The 16,814-nt window shown below is 63.5% G+C and carries 11 protein-coding genes; 5 read left to right on the forward strand and 6 right to left on the reverse strand.

The genetic code is table 11. The features are described from left to right. From VGH98_12105 to VGH98_12120, 4 genes are all read right to left on the reverse strand, one after another. A partial coding sequence (locus tag VGH98_12105) for an ABC transporter permease (protein HEY2376710.1) occupies positions 1–1,342 on the reverse strand: 1,342 nt, incomplete at its 3' end. Then, positions 1,326–2,684 (reverse strand): efflux RND transporter periplasmic adaptor subunit, encoded by a 1,359-nt coding sequence (locus VGH98_12110; protein ID HEY2376711.1) that lies wholly within the window; start codon positions 2,682–2,684, stop codon positions 1,326–1,328. The genes VGH98_12105 and VGH98_12110, both read right to left, overlap by 17 nt. Before the next feature lie 213 nt (positions 2,685–2,897). Then, entirely contained in the window at positions 2,898–5,351 is a 2,454-nt protein-coding gene (locus tag VGH98_12115; GenBank protein HEY2376712.1) for an ABC transporter permease, read from the reverse strand. 190 nt (positions 5,352–5,541) lie between these two features. After that, positions 5,542–8,601, reverse strand: coding sequence for a M14 family zinc carboxypeptidase (locus VGH98_12120; protein ID HEY2376713.1), 3,060 nt, complete (start codon positions 8,599–8,601; stop codon positions 5,542–5,544). Between the two features lie 188 nt (positions 8,602–8,789). On the opposite strand from VGH98_12120, the gene VGH98_12125 reads away from it, so the two are divergent. The 4 genes from VGH98_12125 (at position 8,790) to VGH98_12140 (ending at position 13,275) form a co-directional block, all read left to right on the forward strand. Beyond that, a complete protein-coding gene (locus VGH98_12125) occupies positions 8,790–9,212 on the forward strand; it encodes a hotdog fold thioesterase (GenBank protein HEY2376714.1) in 423 nt (140 codons plus the stop codon). A gap of 200 nt (positions 9,213–9,412) precedes the next feature. Then, complete coding sequence (locus VGH98_12130) at positions 9,413–10,879, forward strand: FAD-binding oxidoreductase (GenBank protein HEY2376715.1); 1,467 nt, start codon at positions 9,413–9,415, stop codon at positions 10,877–10,879. A 111-nt stretch (positions 10,880–10,990) separates the two neighbouring features. Then, entirely contained in the window at positions 10,991–11,587 is a 597-nt protein-coding gene (locus tag VGH98_12135; protein HEY2376716.1) for a gluconate 2-dehydrogenase subunit 3 family protein, read from the forward strand. Beyond that, entirely contained in the window at positions 11,584–13,275 is a 1,692-nt protein-coding gene (locus tag VGH98_12140) for a GMC family oxidoreductase (GenBank protein HEY2376717.1), read from the forward strand. Before VGH98_12135 ends, VGH98_12140 begins: the two co-directional genes overlap by 4 nt. A gap of 28 nt (positions 13,276–13,303) precedes the next feature. On the opposite strand, the gene VGH98_12145 is transcribed toward VGH98_12140, so the two are convergent. Together VGH98_12145 and VGH98_12150 are read right to left on the reverse strand one after the other, a co-directional pair. Beyond that, positions 13,304–13,528 carry a hypothetical protein gene (locus VGH98_12145; GenBank protein HEY2376718.1) on the reverse strand — a complete coding sequence of 75 codons (225 nt, stop codon included), beginning with the start codon at positions 13,526–13,528 and terminating at the stop codon, positions 13,304–13,306. Between the two features lie 119 nt (positions 13,529–13,647). Beyond that, positions 13,648–15,282 (reverse strand): glycosyltransferase family A protein, encoded by a 1,635-nt coding sequence (locus VGH98_12150; GenBank protein ID HEY2376719.1) that lies wholly within the window; start codon positions 15,280–15,282, stop codon positions 13,648–13,650. A 320-nt stretch (positions 15,283–15,602) separates the two neighbouring features. Between VGH98_12150 and VGH98_12155 the strand changes: the two genes are divergently transcribed. Next, positions 15,603–16,814 carry an acyl-CoA dehydrogenase family protein gene (locus tag VGH98_12155; GenBank protein HEY2376720.1) on the forward strand — a complete coding sequence of 404 codons (1,212 nt, stop codon included), beginning with the start codon at positions 15,603–15,605 and terminating at the stop codon, positions 16,812–16,814.

Here is a 16,814-nt window from a genome sequence, read left to right on the forward strand (position 1 = left end):
TCGCCGCTTTCGTCGCCGGCACAATCCCGAACACGAGTCCTACCGCGACCGAGACGCCGAATGCGACGGCCACCGACATGGGCGACACGATCGTGTGGATCTTCGCGAGTCGCTCGATGCCGACCGCGGCGAGCCCGCCGCAGATGATGCCGGCGATTCCGCCCGCGAGGCTGATCATCACGGCTTCGCTCAGGAACTGCGCGCGAACGTCGCCCTGCGTCGCGCCCACCGCGCGACGTACGCCGATCTCTTTGATGCGCTCGAGGATCGACGCGAGCATGATGTTCATGATGCCGATGCCGCCGACGATGAGTGAGATCGACGCGATCGCGCCGAGCACCACGTTGAAGATCGTCTTCGTGCGCTGCTCCTGCTTGAGCAGCAGCTCGGGCACGGTGATCTCGAAATCGACGACGTCATTGTGGCGGCGCTTGAGCAGACGCTGAACGATCTCCGCGACGGGCGATACGGCGGCGGCGCGGTTCACCTGGACGACGACCTTGTCGAGCTGGTTGTAGTTGCGTTTCTCCGCGCGCTGATCGTCCGTCTCCGACGAATCCGGCAGACTGAACTCCCGCGCCGCAAGCTCCATCTCCTCCTGCGTCACCTCGCCGCGATTGCGGAATCGAAGCAGCATCGTCGGCAGCGGAACATAGACGTCCATGTTGACGTCGCGGATGCCTAACCGCTGCGATACGTCAGCGGAGACCTTTCGGTCTTCGAGCACGCCGACCACGGTCAACCACTGGTTGCCGACCTTGATCGTGCGGCCAACCGGTTCTTCGGTAGTGAAGAAGCGCGACTTCACACCTTGCCCGATGATCGCGACCGCCGACGCGGCGTCGTAGTGCGGGCGAGAGAAGAGGGTCCCCTGCACGAGGCCCATGTTCATGAGCCGAAAGTACGACGAATCGACGCCAACGACCTTGCCGGAGCGGTGCAGTCCCTCGCGCGTGAGCACGGTGTTCACGACGACCTCGCTGCTCGTCGCGTTGACGTCGGGAATCACCTCGGCGATGCTCTCGGCGTCGCGATAGGTGAGGCCAGGCGTGAAGCGCTTGGAGTCCTTCTTGTCGTCCTTGTCGACCTTGCCTTCCTTCTGCTCGACGAGCGGCGTGATGACGATGTTGTTGGCGCCGAGTAAGCGCATCTGCTCGAGGATCTCCTGCTCGGCGCCATTCCCGATGGCGAGCATCGCGATCACCGACGCGACGCCGAAGAGGATGCCTAACGACGTAAGCCCCGCGCGCAGCTTGTTGTGCCCGACCGCCTCGGCGGCGGTACGGGCACTGAAGGCAACGTGCGTCGCGATCTCGCGCGCTCGATCAGCGCGGTTTGGCATTCGCTCGCGGAGCAGGCGCCGAGAGCATGACACTCTTCGCGGTATCGGAACCGCCCGTCGCTGGCGCCACGGGCTTGAGCCCCGGAATGAGCGCGACCTTCAGGCTCGCGCGATCTGGCGGCGGCGCGAGGAGCACCTTGTCGCCTTTCTCGAGACCTCGCCGTACGACGATCTCGTTGTCGTTCATCACGCCCGGATCGATCTGCTGCTTGATGACGTGGCTCCCGTCGCGCTTGTACACAAAGGAAAGACCGCCATCGCTCGTCACCGCCTCGAGCGGCACCGATAGCACATGGTCGACCGATGCAGTCTCGATCGCGTTCGAGGTCGTCATGCCGGGACGGAGCGTTGTATCCGATGCGGCGATGTCGATCTTCACCTCGAAGACTTTCGAGTCCTGATTCGGCCGCTGCTCGCCGACATTGGCGACAGACGTCACCGTGCCGTGGAGCTTCTTCGTTGGATCGGCGTCCAGCGAGATGAGAACCTTCTGACCGGCGGCGATCTTGCGAACATCGACTTCGTTCACGTAGGTGTCGGATTCCATCTGCGAGAGATCAGGCAACGTCGCCACCGTTGGATCCCACGGACTCCACTGCGAGCCGACGCCCTTCTTCTTGCCATTCCATTCACGGACATAGATCACCATGCCCGACGACGGCGCCTTGATCGTGAAGCTCGACATCACGTCCTGAATGATCTTGAGCTGGTTCGCTTGACGATCACGATCGGCGCCGACCTCCGCCATCTTCGCCACGGCCTGCTTGAGTTTCGTCTGGTAGCTCACCTTCGACTGATCGAACGCTCGCTGCGCCTTCTCGAAATCGATCTCCGCTTGGCGCTTGATCGTCGGTGCCTCGTACTGCGCCTGCTCCTTGGCGAGCTTCTTCTCCTCGAGCGTGTATTCCGCGGTACGAATGTCCTCGCGCGCCGTGGCCAGGTTGAGCGCCGAGTCGAGCTGCGCACTCGTGTACTGTGCCTCGGCTTTCTGGAGGTTGAGCGTAACATCGGCGAGCTTCGCGGCAACGGGGCCCTTATCCAGCTCGGCGATCACGTCGTTTTCCTTTACGACCTGCCCCTCGGGCACGATCGACGCGATCTTGGTCTGGTAGACGTTGATCGCCTGGGCATTCCCAGGCCCCGTAACCTGGACGAACTTGCGCGCCCGCAACTCGCCGGTCGTGGTCACCGTCACGTGGAAGCTGCCTTCCTTTACAGTGGCGATGACGGCGGCTTCGTCTGCGGCGCTCGAAGGGCCAGACCACTTGTACCACGCGATCGGCCCGGCAACGAAGAGAGCGAGGACGAGCAACAGCACCCAGGGTTTGCGAAGCTGTTCCATATGGATTCGCCGGAGAAAAGAAGAACGTCGCGCCCGACTCGGGGCACGACCAGCATTTCCAGCCTAGCGTTGGGACGTCGTCACCGCAACCAGCCGAACATTAGAATTGGCTAATGAACACCGAGCCCGGCCTGCAGAGATCGTGCTCGTACCGCTCGACGGCCCCTATTGGACACGCCGTCCGGACAAATCGTTGACAGGCGATTGGTGGCCTCACCCATCGCCTCGCAAGGCCGTCGGGGGATCCGTGCGGGCGGCCTGGCGAGCGGGCAGGTACGTGGCAACCAGAGCCGCGCCTATCAGAACGAGCGAAACGGCGCCAAGCGTCAGCGGATCCGACGGTTGCACGCCGTACAGGAAGCTCGCCATCGATCGCGTCAGGAGCAACGCGCTTGCTACGCCGGCCGCCGCGCCGATGAGCGCAACGACCATTCCCTCCCGAACGACCATCCTCACCACGGCGCCAGGCGCGGCACCTAACGCGAGCCGGATGCCGATCTCGTGTGTACGTCTGGCAACGGCGTAGCTCATCACGCCGTAAATGCCCACGCCTGCGAGCAGCAGCGCGACACCTGCAAAGACGGCGAGAAGCACGAGCGTGAAACGCGGGCGTGCGTTCGCCATCTGCACGACTGCGTCCATCGTCCTGACTTCCGATACGGGAAGGTTGCGGTCGAACGACCAGACCGTATTTCGAATCTCAGGCACAAGCGGCGCCGCGTCACACGCGAGTGGCGCTCCGCACCGCGCGCGCACGACTAGCGTCATGTACCCGACGTGCGGTGCCATGTTTGTTAGAAAATTCTCCTCTTGCAGCCATGGCACGAAGATCTCCCCCTCCGGCGGCGCCGCCCAATCGGAGCGCACCATGTTCTTGACGATCCCGACCACCGTGAACCACGTCGAGTTCGCGCTGGGTCGGTCGAGCGTGATGCGCTTGCCAATCGGGTCGTCACCGGGCCAGAGGCGGCGCGCCATGAAATCGTTGATGATTACGACGGCTGGCATGCCAAGGCGATCGGTCGCGGCCACGTCGCGTCCGCGCAGAATTGGAACGCCCATCGTCGCGAAGTATCCTGGCAGCACGACTCGATAGGTGGCAGTCGGTGCGTCGCCCGGCTTCGGAACGCTTCGCCCCTCGACGAAGTATGGCATCCCCCAATTGTCACCGATGATCGGCACGTGATTGATCGCGCTCGCGTTGTCGACGCCCGGTAGCGATCGAACGCGCGCGAGCAACTGTTCGATGAAGGGCACACGACGTCCGGGCGATGCCTCGGCGGATCCAGTGAACGACACTACCATCGTGACGACGCCACGCGGATCGAACCCGGGATCAATGTTGTGGAGCGCAATGAAGCTGCGAATTGCCAGGCCCGCGCCGGTGAGGAGAATGAGGGCAAGCGCAAACTCCGACGCTACCAACAGATCGCGCAGACGGTGTTGTCGCTTCCCCGTCCCAGCTCGCCCACCTTCGCGCAGCGAATCGGTGAGTTGCGCGCGCGACGAGCGCAGTGCCGGAGCCATGCCGAAGAGGAGACCCGTGGCGAGCGACACGCCGAGGGTGAACACGACCACGCGCGCATTGAGGCCGATTTCGCCGGCGCGCGGCAGGCCGGCGCCACCTAACGCAACGAGTGCGTGAACGCCATAGGAAGCGAGCACGAGGCCGATGACTCCGCCGATACCGCCAAGCAGCAAGCTCTCGGTAAGCAATTGCCTGACGAGTCGGGTACGACCCGCGCCCAGCGCCGCGCGCACCGTAATTTCCCGCTCGCGCGCAGCGCCGCGAGCAAGCAGCATGTGCGCGACGTTCGCACACGAAAGCAGGAGGACAAATCCGACTGCGCCGAGAAGCACCAACAACGCGGGCCGGACGTCGCCGACGACGAGATCGCGCAACGGATAGACGTGGACATCGCGATTGGTCCCCGGATATGTCCGCTCGAGTCCGGCGGTGACCTTCGCGATTTCGGCGCGCGCAACCGCGAGCGAAACGCCCGTTCGGAGCTTGGCGAGCACGCGAAGCGAACTGCCTTCTCGGCTCGCCGATTGCGTGCCTAACGCGAGCGGCGCCCAGAGATGGACGTCGTGCGCCCAGAACATCGGAAAGTCGAAGCCGGGCGGCATCACACCAACCACCGTGTAGGCGTTGGCGTCGAGTGTGATCGTCCGGCCGAGGATGCTCCGATCGGCGCCGAAGCGCCGTTGCCAGAAGCCCCAGGACAGGACGGCCTCGTGTTCACGTCCCGGCTCGTCCTCGCCCGCGACGAAGAGCCGGCCAAGCGCGGGTTGTATGCCGGCGAGCTGCAGGGCGTCCGTCGTGAGACGGAGCGCCTGGACCTTCTCGGGATTGCCGCCGCCTGTCACGTTAGGTGTCCAGTACTCGGCGGCGCCGACACGCTCGAACGCGGTGCTCTGCCTCCGCCAGTCGAGAAAGTTCGCGGGGGCGACGGGATTGCTGCGATGGTGCAGGATCGCAACGAGCCGGTCCGGATCGCCTAACGGGAGCGGCCGAAGGAGCACGGCATCGACGACGCTGAAGATCGCGGTCGTCCCGCCAATTCCCAAGGCGAGCGCGACCAAGGCGGTGCTGGTGAAGGCGCGGGCGCGCATCAACGAACGCCAGCCAAAGCGCACGTCGCGCAGTATGGTCGATTCGATCATGCCACTGGGACACAAGCTGCGGACAAAGGGTTGGGCACGAGCGCCGGACTACCCCTCCCCGCGGGCTGATCGGAATGGGGGCTAGGGACATAGGGGCTAGCGGAAAGCGCGCACCGCGCACTATGCCCTAGCCCCTAGTCTCTAGCCCCTAATCTCTAGCCCCTAATCTCTAGCCCTAACCCCTCTTCATTCACCTGTCAGTCGCGGTCTTTGCGCTCCGGCCCGCGTCGAGATCATTCCAGTTGAGAATCGCGTTGAAGCCCATGGCGAACGTGCCCTGTGTCTGCCACCGCCAGAAGGGTCGAATCGCGAACATCACGACGTGGCCCTGACCGATCGACTCATCGACGAGTTGCGCGCGGTCGCTGAGTGTCGAGCCCCCCTCGAGGGTGCCGGACAGGAGCATGTCCTCGGCATTGGCCGGGAACTGGATAACGACACGCGTCTTGCTCGACGGATCAGCCGTTAGGCCAGCCACCGGACGCGCCGTCGTCGGACCGCCGAAGCCTCCGCCTCCTCCACTGCCGCGGCCAGCGCGGCCAGTCGCGGGGCCGGAATCGATCGCCGACGCGGGCAACACGCCGTATGCCTGGCCGGAGTGATCCGGATCCCACGCCGAGAGTTTGAGCTGCGTCGCCATCGGTGTGGTGTTCTGTCCCTGCGGACGCGCGGCACTGCGGCCGCCGGGCGCCGCGTTAGGCGCTGCCGAAGCGGCGGCCACCTCGACTGGCGGCGGAGCACCGGCGCCCGCATTCAGGACGGGACCCGAGTTGAAGTACACCGGGACTTCGCCATGATCGTAGCCGTACACGAGCGGGCTGTGGCGGTCGCTGATGATGCCACGAAGGATCGTCCCACGCGCGAAGAGCGTCGGTGGATTTTCGACCGTGACGCCAGGCACGAGCTTCATCTCGGGCAGGATCGCTGCCGTGCTGCCTTCGGTGATCAGCGTGCCGCCCTGTTGCACGAACTCGTACAACGCCTTGTAGCCTTCCGGTCCAACGCCGCCACGAATGTCGTCGGTCGAGTCGGGGTAGCCTAACGCCTGGAATTCCGCCGTGCGCTTGTAGGGGATCGGCACGTTAGGCGCCGGGCGACCGGAGTCAGCGGCGGCGCCGCCGCGACCACCGCCGAATGCCTGGCCAGGCAGCGGCCCGCCGATCGGCGTTCCACCATGCGGCCAGATGATGACGTCGTATTTGGCGCGGAGATTTCCTTCCTTGAGCTTCGGCTCGCCAAAATAGGCGTAGGGCACGCCGTAGTGATCGAGCGCGGCGCGGACCCAACCTTCGTCCTGCGTGCGCGTCCAGCTATGGACGTAGCCGATGCGCGGGATGTCGAGGTCGTGCGACTTCACCGCAGGGGCGGACGCCATCGCGTAGCCGGAGAGGCCGAGCTGCTCGAGCACCGGCTCGAGCTGCGCCCGATTCGCGTCGGCGATGACGAACGCGCCCGGCACGAAGTGATGCCCGTTCGCGTCGAACTCCTCCTCGGCCGCCTGCATTTTTACATTGGCAAGCTTGAAACGGAACGTGACGAGGTTGTTGTCGCTCGTGTTGTCGACGACGACGACGCTGCCCGTGCCGGTGATTCCGCCGGGTGCGGTGACATCGCCCGTCACCTTCTTCATCGGTTCGGCGAGCAAACTCTTATCGGTGACATCGAAGACCGTGAGGTTCCGCATCAGCGGGAACGTCCAGCCGGTGTCGTCATACGGCGCCGGGTTCGCCGGCGAGAAGTTCTGCAGCGCGAAGTACATGTCGGCGATCGTGCGATAGGGCTGATCGCCGCGAATAATGTAGTCACCCGGCTGAACATGGACCTTGCCGGCCGTGAAGGCGCTCGTCGCAACGTCGAACTCGAGGCCCTGGCGGCGCAAGTCGTTTACAGCCTCCGCCGCGTTCTCCTTTGCATGCTGATTCGCGGGGATGACCCAGCCGAACAGCGGGCCATCCTTGCCCTTCGCGACGGCACGCTTGTTCTTGATCCAGTAATTGTCGAGGTACATCGCCTTGTTCTTCGCGACATAATTGAGCGCGAAGAGAATCGCCGACTCCTGAATGTTCGTGTTGTTGCGTGCGCCCCACTTGATGTATGGAAGGGGCGGATTCGGCCGGAACCATTCTCGGCTCGTCGTCGTTGCGGGCGGGCGGACCTCGTAGTTGTCCGGCCCATAGCTCTGCACCTCGTAGAAGCGACCGACGGCGTTGTGGGTGTGGGCGATGAAGAACAAGTAGTTAGGCACCCACCCGTCGTAGAACCCGTACGTCCACACGCCAGGGACGCCACGCTTCGTCATCTCGTCGATGTCGTTCTTCGCGAGCATCCACCACTCGTCGATCGTGATCGGATCGATCTGCTCGTTGTACGGGCCGGTGCCTGTCGATGCATAGAGATAGGTCACGGCTTCGTGCAGGTCGTGGAGGATCGTCGGCGTCCAGTCGAGCGTGACCTTTGTGATGTTCTTGGTGAGGTCGAGATACTGACCCATTCCGTCGCGGTTGTTGTCGTGCTGTACGTACTTGCCCCAGTACATCAGCGGCAATGTGCCGACGGTCTGGCGGTATTTCTTGTTCCAGTAATACGTGTCGACCGCTTTCTCGCGCCCGTCGACTTCGACAACCGGAGTAATGAGGGTGATCACGTTGTTACGAATATTCTGAATCAGCGGCGTCTCTTCGACGACGAGCCGGTACGCGAGCTCCATCAGCATCTCCGGACCACCGAACTCCGGCGAGTGAATGCCGCTCGTGATGTAGTAGACCGGCTTGGCGGTGTGCAGAATGCGCTGAGCCTCCGCCTCGGTCGTCTTGCGAGGGTCGGTGAGGGCTTTGAGCATGCCCTTGTAGCGATCGAGCTGCTTGATGGTCTGCTCGTCGGCGATGGCGAGGAGCACCATGTCGCGGCCTTCCTCGGTCTTGCCGATCGTCCAGAACTTCGCGCGCGGCGATGCCTTGGCGATCGCCTCCATGTATCGATGGATGTCCCGGGCGTGGGTCAGCTCGCCTGGCGTCCCCACGATTTTGCCGAGGAACTTGAGCGGCGTCGGGACGGTGTTCGAGGCTGGGAGGTGGTCGACCAGTTCCGTCGTGATCCGAGGATCCTGGAGATACTCGTGGATTTTCGCGGTGTAGGCCGAATCCATCCGCTGGGGCGCGGCCTTGGTTGCCGTCTGGGCGCCGGCGAAGGAGGGAATGGCGAACGCGAGGAGGGGGAGAAGAAGGCCGATCCGAATCATCCTGCGAGACATGTCAGTTGTCCTTTCCGACAGTTGTGGGGTGGTCGGGAGAGTGGAGCACGTGGGCAGTACGCGCCAGGGTGGACTTTCGCTGATGTCACCATCGCCGGCGCGCATTCGAGCAGATGGCCGCCTGTTGTTGACCCATTGCCGGGGGTGACCCATTGCCGCCGATTCGTGCGTTGAGAAGAATTGTGGACATGACCGATCGCACCGCAACCGACCATCGCGAGATACTCCAGGCGCTACCCACGCGCGGGCTCGCCGACCTCCTCGGAATCGAAATCGTCGAGCTCACGCCGCAGCGCGTCGTCGCGACGATGCCCGTGGACGAGCGCACACGCCAGCCGTTCGGAATTCTCCACGGCGGCGCCTCTGTAGCACTGGCCGAGACCGTTGCGTCGTTAGGCGCGGCGATGAACGTCGACCTCGAGCGGCAGAGCGCCGTTGGGCTCGAGATCAACGCGAATCACATCCGGGCCAAGCGGGAGGGGCTCGTGCGAGCGACGGCGACGCCGTTTCACGTTGGGCGATCCACACAGGTGTGGGACGTCCGGATCGTGGACGAGCAGGACAAACCCGTCTGCATATCGCGCTGCACGCTCGCCGTTGTCCCACGCTGACCGCGTGTCCCGATTTCGTCTCCCTCCGCGTATTAGCTGACAGCGGAGCGAGGGACAACTCGGCGCCGTGGATCGGGGGGCGGTTGGCTCGGGAAAGCGTTATGATCCGTGCCCCCGACAGCCGGCCGAATCCCCGCTCCACGCGTCGCGCCTTTGCGCTTCGACACTGCAGTCCTCTTTGCACCACTGGAGGTAGGCTTATGGGTGTTGGAATCCAGATACTCAGCGGCGGCGAGGTCGTTTTGCCTGACGACGTCATCGAACGGCTGCGAACATCTCTTCACGGGCGGCTGATCACGCGCGACGTTCCTGATTTTGACGATGCGCGGACGATCTGGAATGCGATGGTCGATCGCCGGCCCGCGCTCATCGCGCAGTGCGCCGACGCGAACGACGTCGTCCAGGCGGTGCGCTTCGCGCGCGAGCACTCGCTCCTCACGTCAGTCCGCGGGGGCGGGCACAACATTGCCGGCAATGCAGTGGCCGACGATGGCTTCATGATCGATCTCTCGCCAATGCGGTCGGTGATCGTCGATCCCACGACGCGCACGGCTCGCGTCGGCGGCGGCGCCACGTTAGGCGCGATCGACAAGGCGACACTGGAGCACGGTCTCGCAACGCCGCTGGGCGTCAACTCGACCACGGGCGTCGCAGGCCTGACCCTCGGCGGCGGCTTCGGCTGGCTGAGTCGACGGCTTGGCTTGTCGAGTGATAACCTACGGGGAGCAGAGGTCATCACCGCCGATGGCGAGACCGTTCGCGCGAGTGCTACCGAGAACGCAGACCTCTTTTGGGGGCTTCGGGGCGGCGGCGGCAACTTCGGCATCGTGACGTCGTTCGAGTTCGCGTTGCACTCGGTCGGCCCAACGGTTCTTGCCGGCCTGATCGTGCATCCGCTCGAGGACGCGAAGGACGTGATGCGCTTCTATCGGTCGTTCGCGCCAGAAACGCCCGATGAATTGGCACTGTGGCTGGTCATGCGAAAGGCGCCTCCCCTTCCCTTTCTGCCTGCGGAATGGCATGGGAGAGACGTCCTCGTACTTGCGGCGTGCTATTCGGGAGATCTCGCCGATGGTGAGCGCATTCTCAAGCCGCTGCGCCAGTTCGGGCATCCGATCGCCGATGTCATCGGTCCGCAGCCCTTCGCGGCGTGGCAGCGGATCCTCGATCCACTTCTTACACCAGGGATGCGCAACTACTGGAAATCCCACGACTTCCTAAATCTCGACGACGGCTTGATCGAGGTGCTGACGGATTTCGCGCGGCGCATCCCCGATCCGAATAGCGAGATCCTCTTCGCGCAGCTTGGCGGCGCGATCAACCGCCTAACGAACGCCGACTCGGCGTACGCGCGGCGCGACGCGCAGTATCTCATGAACGTCCACGGACGCTGGGCCGATCGGTCGAGTGACGAGACGGGCATTGGTTGGGCACGAGCGCTCTTCAACGCCGCGGCCCCGTATTCGACTGGAAGCGTGTACGTGAACTTCCTCTCGGGCGACGACGAGAACCGAGTTCGCGCAGCATATGGCGCGAACTACGAGCGGCTGGTCGAGCTCAAGAAGCAATACGATCCGACGAACCTGTTCCGAGTCAATCAGAACATTCGTCCGGCGACGTTCTCGCTGCCGACGGCCGTGACGATGGAGCAGAGGCCGGCGACGTAGTGGCTGGTGGTTGGTGATTGGTCGTTGGTGAATCGGACTAGCCGGCGAGCTTGCTCGCCGGCATTCTTATGGACCACATCAGCAGCAGCCAACCACCAACCAACGATCACAATGCAGCGTCGCGAGTTATTGAAGGTCATCGGCGCGGCCGCCGCGCTGCCGTTCATCCCCTCGCCCGCCAGCGCCGCGGTTCGAATCGCCGAGTCGGTGCACAGACGCCTCGGTCCCGAACGTCCCGCACCGAACGCTGCGTTAAGAGTTCTCTCATCCGAACAGAACGAGCTCGTGACGACGATCGCCGAGATGATTCTCCCGGAGACCGACACGCCGGGTGCAACGACGGCCCGCGTCAACGAGTTCGTGGACCTCTTGCTCGCGGAATGGTCGAGCGATGCCGAGCGCGCGAAGTTCCTGGCGGGGCTGGACGCCATCGATCATGAAGCACGCGCATCCTATCGCCGTCGTTTCGTGGAGCTCGGGCCGCCGGAACGCACGTTGACGCTCGCCGCGCTCGACGGCGCGCGCGAGAGCAACGAGGGCGCTGGGTACGCCTTCGGCCACCTCAAGCGCTTAACGGTGTACGGCTACTTCACGTCGGAAATCGTGCAGAAGAACGTGTTGAAGACCGATATCTGGCCCGGCCGTTACGACGCATGCGCCAGCGTCGTGCTGCAAGGCACCAGCGGACCACGGGGAGACCGACAATGAGACGAGCGACGCAATACGACGCGATCGTCGTCGGCTCGGGAATGACTGGTGGCTGGGCCGCGAAAGAGCTGTGTGAGCATGGACTCAACACGCTCGTGCTCGAGGCGGGACGGCCGATCGATCCGAACAAGGATTACGTCGAGCACGTACCGGAGTATCAGGTCCATTTCCGCGGCTATGGAGACCGAAAGGCGCTCGAGCGCGATCAGCCGATGCAGAAGGACTGCTATGCGTGCGACGAATGGAGCGGCAAGTTCTTCGTGAACGATCGCGAGAATCCATACACGTTCCCCGACGACAAGCCGTTCCGCTGGATCCGCGGCCGACAGGTCGGCGGCCGCTCGATCATGTGGGGTCGCCAGGTGTACCGGTGGAGCGACCTCGATTTCGAGGCGAATGCGAAGGAAGCCATCGGCATCGAGTGGCCGATTCGTTATGCCGACATCGCGCCGTGGTACGATCACGTCGAGCGGTTCATCGGCGTCAGCGGCCAGGCCGAGGGACTGCCGCAGCTCCCCGATGGGCAATTTCTGCCGCCGATGGCGATGAGCTGCGTCGAGCAGAGGGCGCGTGAGAACATACTAAAGGCGTTCGGTGGCGAGCGCGTGATGACGATCGGGCGCGCCGCGATTTTGACTCAAAATCACAATGGCCGCGCCGCGTGTCATTATTGCGGGCACTGTGAGCGGGGATGTATCACGCTGTCTTACTTCAGCAGCATCAACGCCACGCTGCCCGCCGCGCAGAAAACGGGAAAGCTCACGCTGCGGCCGTTCAGCGTCGTCGAAAGCGTATTATACGATCCGAAGGGCGACCGCGCTCGCGGCGTTCGGGTCATCGACGCGAACACGAACGAGTCGCTCGAGTTCGAAGGACGCGTGGTGTTCTTATGCGCTTCGGCGATCGAATCGGCACGGCTGCTGCTGAACTCGAAGTCGGATCGGTTCCCGAACGGGATGGCGAACGACAGCGATCAGGTCGGCCGCAATGTCATGGATCATCCCTTCTTCGCCGGCGCGCACGGAGAGATGCCCGGTTTCCTCGACAAGACGACTTTCGGGAACCGGCCTAACGGGATTTATGTCGCGCGGTTTCGCAATGTGAAAACGAAACATCCAGACTTTGTTCGTGGCTACGGCTTTCAGGGCGGCGCGGGACGTTCGGGCTGGGATCGCGGCGAATGGACTCCCGGCTTCGGCGCGGATTTCAAGCGCTCGCTCATCTCGGATCTCGGTCCCTGGGGATTGGGAATCAACGCCTGGGGTGAGATGTTGCCGAATCCGGAGAATCGGGTGACGCTCGATTCCCAGGTGAAGGACAAGTGGGGGATTCCCGCCGCGCACATCGTCTGCTCGCTTGGCGAGAACGAGCTGGCGATGCACCGCGACATGCAGATCACCGCCGCCGAGCTACTCGCCGCAGCGGGAGCGAAGGATATTCAGACCTACACGTCGCCGATCCTGCCTGGCTTATGCATCCACGAGATGGGCACGGCGCGCATGGGACACGATCCGAAGACGTCGGTGCTGAATGCGCACAATCAGGCCCACAGCGTTAAGAACTTGTTCATCACTGACGGCGCCTGCATGGCGTCATCTGCGAATCAGAATCCGTCGATCACATACATGGCGTTGACGGCACGGGCGGCGAGTTACGCCGTCGAGCGGCTGAAGAAACGAGAGATCTGACAACCCCTCCGGAATTGTCGGAGTCGTATTAACGATCCGTGCCGCTCGGCAGATGCTCGATCGGTTCGCCGATGATCCGGGTCAGCTCATCTCGCTCGTCGTCGGTGAAGTGGTACACGCGCCGTGCAACCGCGAAGGCACGATCGAACGCCGCGCGATAGCGAATCGCCCGTCGGCGCTGCCGAAAAGCCGTCGCCCAGCCCACAACGCCGAGCACGGCAACGGTGACCAATCCAAAAGCGCACCAACCCATGTCTGTTCATGTCTCCAACGACAACTCGGGGCAGGAGAATGCCAAGAAACCGACCGGCCGACGCACAGTGCGAGCGTCCGCGGGTCTCGTGCAGTGACTCTCGCCACAAGTGTCGGTCGCTACTGTAACTGTTGTGAGCTATCGCTGGGCGGATCGTTGATCGTCAGGCCCTGCGGCAAGACGGGAAGATCCGGCAACGCCGACGTCGGCGGAACGAGTCGATCGGCGACGCGCGTCTCATCAACCGCCGACGGCCGAGCGACGCGCTTCACGGGTACTGGCGGCCAGCGCTTCTTACCCATTTCCGCAAATGCTTCGGCGGCGGCGCCCGGCGTCGGCTCTCCAACTGCCTGACGAGCGATCCAGCCGAATAACACGCCCACACCCGCAACTAAATAGTATAGAACATCCAGCGGGACACTCACGGCGGCAAATCCAAAGCCGCGCTCTCGGGCAAAGAACGCGAGCTGCGCGGCGTTGTTCACAAGCACCAGGCCGAGGCAAGAGAGCGCCGCAAGGGACAACCAAAGACTGTGTCCCGACCACGCCAGAATTCCGCAGATGGCGCCGATCCAACTGACGACGATGTTCACGTTCTTCGCGGCGCGCTTCCCATGTGGTCCACGACGATCACGAGTCAACTGACGCTGTACGAGCCGCATCCATGGAATCGTTCGATCAAAGATCTCGGTCGCGATCATCCGTCGTACGGTCCATTCTCTGAGATGTGCGGCGCGGATGTCGGTGTGCACGACGATGCGTTCACCCAAAGCGCGAATACGCTGGCCGAGCTCGAGATCCTCGATCTGGCGCCGTGAGAAATGCCACTCGTCATACCCGCCAGCTCGCTCGAACACGGAGCTGCGTATGATCCCGCAGGCCGACGAAAAAGTGAATGCGTTCTCCGCGTCTCGTCGATGGTAGTATCGCTGCACCAGGCTGCGGTACTCCGAAAGGATTCCCGTCGCCATCGGCGAGGCATCGCACGATCCGAAGACGGCGCCGACGCCCGGATGCTCCGTCAGGACCTTCGCGCCGTTGCGCAGCGTATCCGTCTCCACCATGACGTCGGCATTGATGAAGGCGATGCACTCTCCAAGCGTCAACTCGAAACCGCGATTTCGCGCGTAGCCCGGGCCGCGGGCCTCGGGTCGCAGCCTCAGGAGTTTATCCGCGTACTGCGCCGCGACCGTGGCAGTCTCGTCCGTACTCGCGTCATCGACAACGACGAGCTCCCAGGATTGACGCGGCAGATTGCTCAGTGCAAGTGCCTGCAACGCCAACGGAAATCTGGATCCACCGTTATGGACTGGCATAACAACGGAGAGATACGGATATGGCGACGACAGCTCGGCGCCGCAGGTCGGCGCGTTGATGACACGGCCGCCAGCGTCCGTCCAAGCCCGCCAGTTCCGACAGAGGCTCGCGGCCCATTCGTGTCGCTCGACCTCGCGATCCGCGAGAAACAGAACGATTTCTCGGCGGCTTCTCTCTAACCCGACGCGTCGGAGGAGCTCGCTCTCCGGCGTGCCCGAGTCAACGCCAACCCAGGTAATGATTGTGGCGCTTGCGAACTCTTGAGCGAGTGACGCGAGCTCGCCGCGCGCACTCGCGCGCACGACAATCACCTCCGCCTGGGCGTCCGCCCAACAGGACAAGAAGCGATCGAGGCAACGACGCAAGTGCATCGGATCGCCGCTCGATGTGAGTACGATGCCGATCCCTGGCAGCGGCCGCGCGTCTTTTGGAAGCATTGTGGGCCACATCGGCGGACCGAGCGCAGTCATGGCCACGGACCGAGTGCAAAGCCGGGACCGCTGGTCCTGCAGCGCGGCAAGTGCCGGTTGTGGCCGCTTCACGACTGGCGTACGGCGATGGCAGTTCGAGAGGCGATAGCAACGAAGGATTTTTCCCCTTAGCGTCTGGTCTTCCAAGCGCACTTGTTAGGCGTAATCATCGGCGTTGGACTAGGCATATCCTGCTTTCTTGCTTCACGCCGACTCTTGGCGCGCTTCTGGCACACGGCGTACCCAAAAATCGATCGGAATAACCCCTCGATGTGGAGGCGTTGCGCATGAAGACTCTCGATGCATCCGAAACCGCATCCGAAACCGGAGCGGCAGCCCTGGAGCATCCATGTGCACGCGCGCGACTCGTCGCGGCAACAGCCGCGGAGTACGCAGTCGAAGTTGACCGAGATGCGCGATTTCCATTCGAGACATTCGCCGCGGCGCGCCAGCATCGCCTCTTGAGCATGTTGGTGCCGGTGGAGCTGGGCGGCGACGGCGCGTCGGTCGCCGATGTCGTCGACATCTGCTACATGCTCGGTGCGTCCTGTAGCTCCTCGGCGATGATTTTCGCAATGCATCAGATCCAGGTCGTCATCCTCTTGCGTCACGCCCGCGAGAGTGCCTGGCACCAGCAGCTGCTGCGCCGGCTCTGTGATGAGCAGTTGCTCTTCGCATCGTCGACGACGGAGAATCAGATGGGAGGCGCCGTGCGCTCGAGCGCCTGCGCCGTCGAGCGGCAAGGGTCCCGCTTTTCATTAATAAAGAACGCAACCGTCATGTCCTACGGCGCTGAAGCAGACGGGGTGCTCGTCACCGCTCGGCGCGCACCGGACGCGCAGTCCTCCGATCAGGTGCTCGTGGCCTTGCTCAAGGGCGACTACGAGCTGGAGAAGATCAAGGAGTGGGACACGATGGGGATGCGCGGGACCTGCAGCACAGGCTTTACGCTGCGGGGTCGCGCCGACGTCGAGCAGATCGTGCCGGAATCCTATGAGAGAATCCATCCCCAGAGCATGGTGCCCATCGCGCACCTCACATGGAGTGGGGTGTGGGCTGGTACCGCCGCGGGTGCGGTGGCGCATGCAAGACGGTTCGTGCGAAAAGGCGCGGCTCAAGGGGGCAACGGCCAAGCCGCACCAGGGGCGTCGCATCTCACGCGCGCGATGATGTCGTTGCGTGCACTGCGGGGGACGATCGCGTCCGCGGTGACGAGCTACGAGAGCGCTGCGCGGGAGCCCGAGCGCCTCGAGGCGATGGACTTCCAGACGGGCATGAACCTGTTGAAGGTCAACTCATCGGAGATGTCGATCGGGACCGTCCTCAGCGCGCTGCAAGCTTGCGGGCTTTCCGGCTATCGCAACGATGGGGAGTTCAGCGTCGCGCGGCAGCTGCGCGACGTGCTGTCGTCATCGATCATGATCAACAACGAACGCATTCTCGCCAGCGCGGCCGGCTCGCTGTTGCTCTTCGACGTGCCCGCGCGAGTGAGGGATTGA

The sequence above is a fragment of the Gemmatimonadaceae bacterium genome (genome assembly GCA_036496605.1).
Lineage (GTDB): Bacteria > Gemmatimonadota > Gemmatimonadetes > Gemmatimonadales > Gemmatimonadaceae > AG2.

Coding starts and splice junctions, on each gene's coding strand:
- VGH98_12110 (HEY2376711.1), bottom strand. CDS start 2,684: ATGGAACAGCTTCGCAAACCCTGGGTGCTGTTGCTCGTCCTCGCTCTC.
- VGH98_12115 (HEY2376712.1), bottom strand. CDS start 5,351: ATGATCGAATCGACCATACTGCGCGACGTGCGCTTTGGCTGGCGTTCG.
- VGH98_12120 (HEY2376713.1), bottom strand. CDS start 8,601: ATGTCTCGCAGGATGATTCGGATCGGCCTTCTTCTCCCCCTCCTCGCG.
- VGH98_12125 (HEY2376714.1), top strand. CDS start 8,790: ATGACCGATCGCACCGCAACCGACCATCGCGAGATACTCCAGGCGCTA.
- VGH98_12130 (HEY2376715.1), top strand. CDS start 9,413: ATGGGTGTTGGAATCCAGATACTCAGCGGCGGCGAGGTCGTTTTGCCT.
- VGH98_12135 (HEY2376716.1), top strand. CDS start 10,991: ATGCAGCGTCGCGAGTTATTGAAGGTCATCGGCGCGGCCGCCGCGCTG.
- VGH98_12140 (HEY2376717.1), top strand. CDS start 11,584: ATGAGACGAGCGACGCAATACGACGCGATCGTCGTCGGCTCGGGAATG.
- VGH98_12145 (HEY2376718.1), bottom strand. CDS start 13,528: ATGGGTTGGTGCGCTTTTGGATTGGTCACCGTTGCCGTGCTCGGCGTT.
- VGH98_12150 (HEY2376719.1), bottom strand. CDS start 15,282: ATGCTTCCAAAAGACGCGCGGCCGCTGCCAGGGATCGGCATCGTACTC.
- VGH98_12155 (HEY2376720.1), top strand. CDS start 15,603: ATGAAGACTCTCGATGCATCCGAAACCGCATCCGAAACCGGAGCGGCA.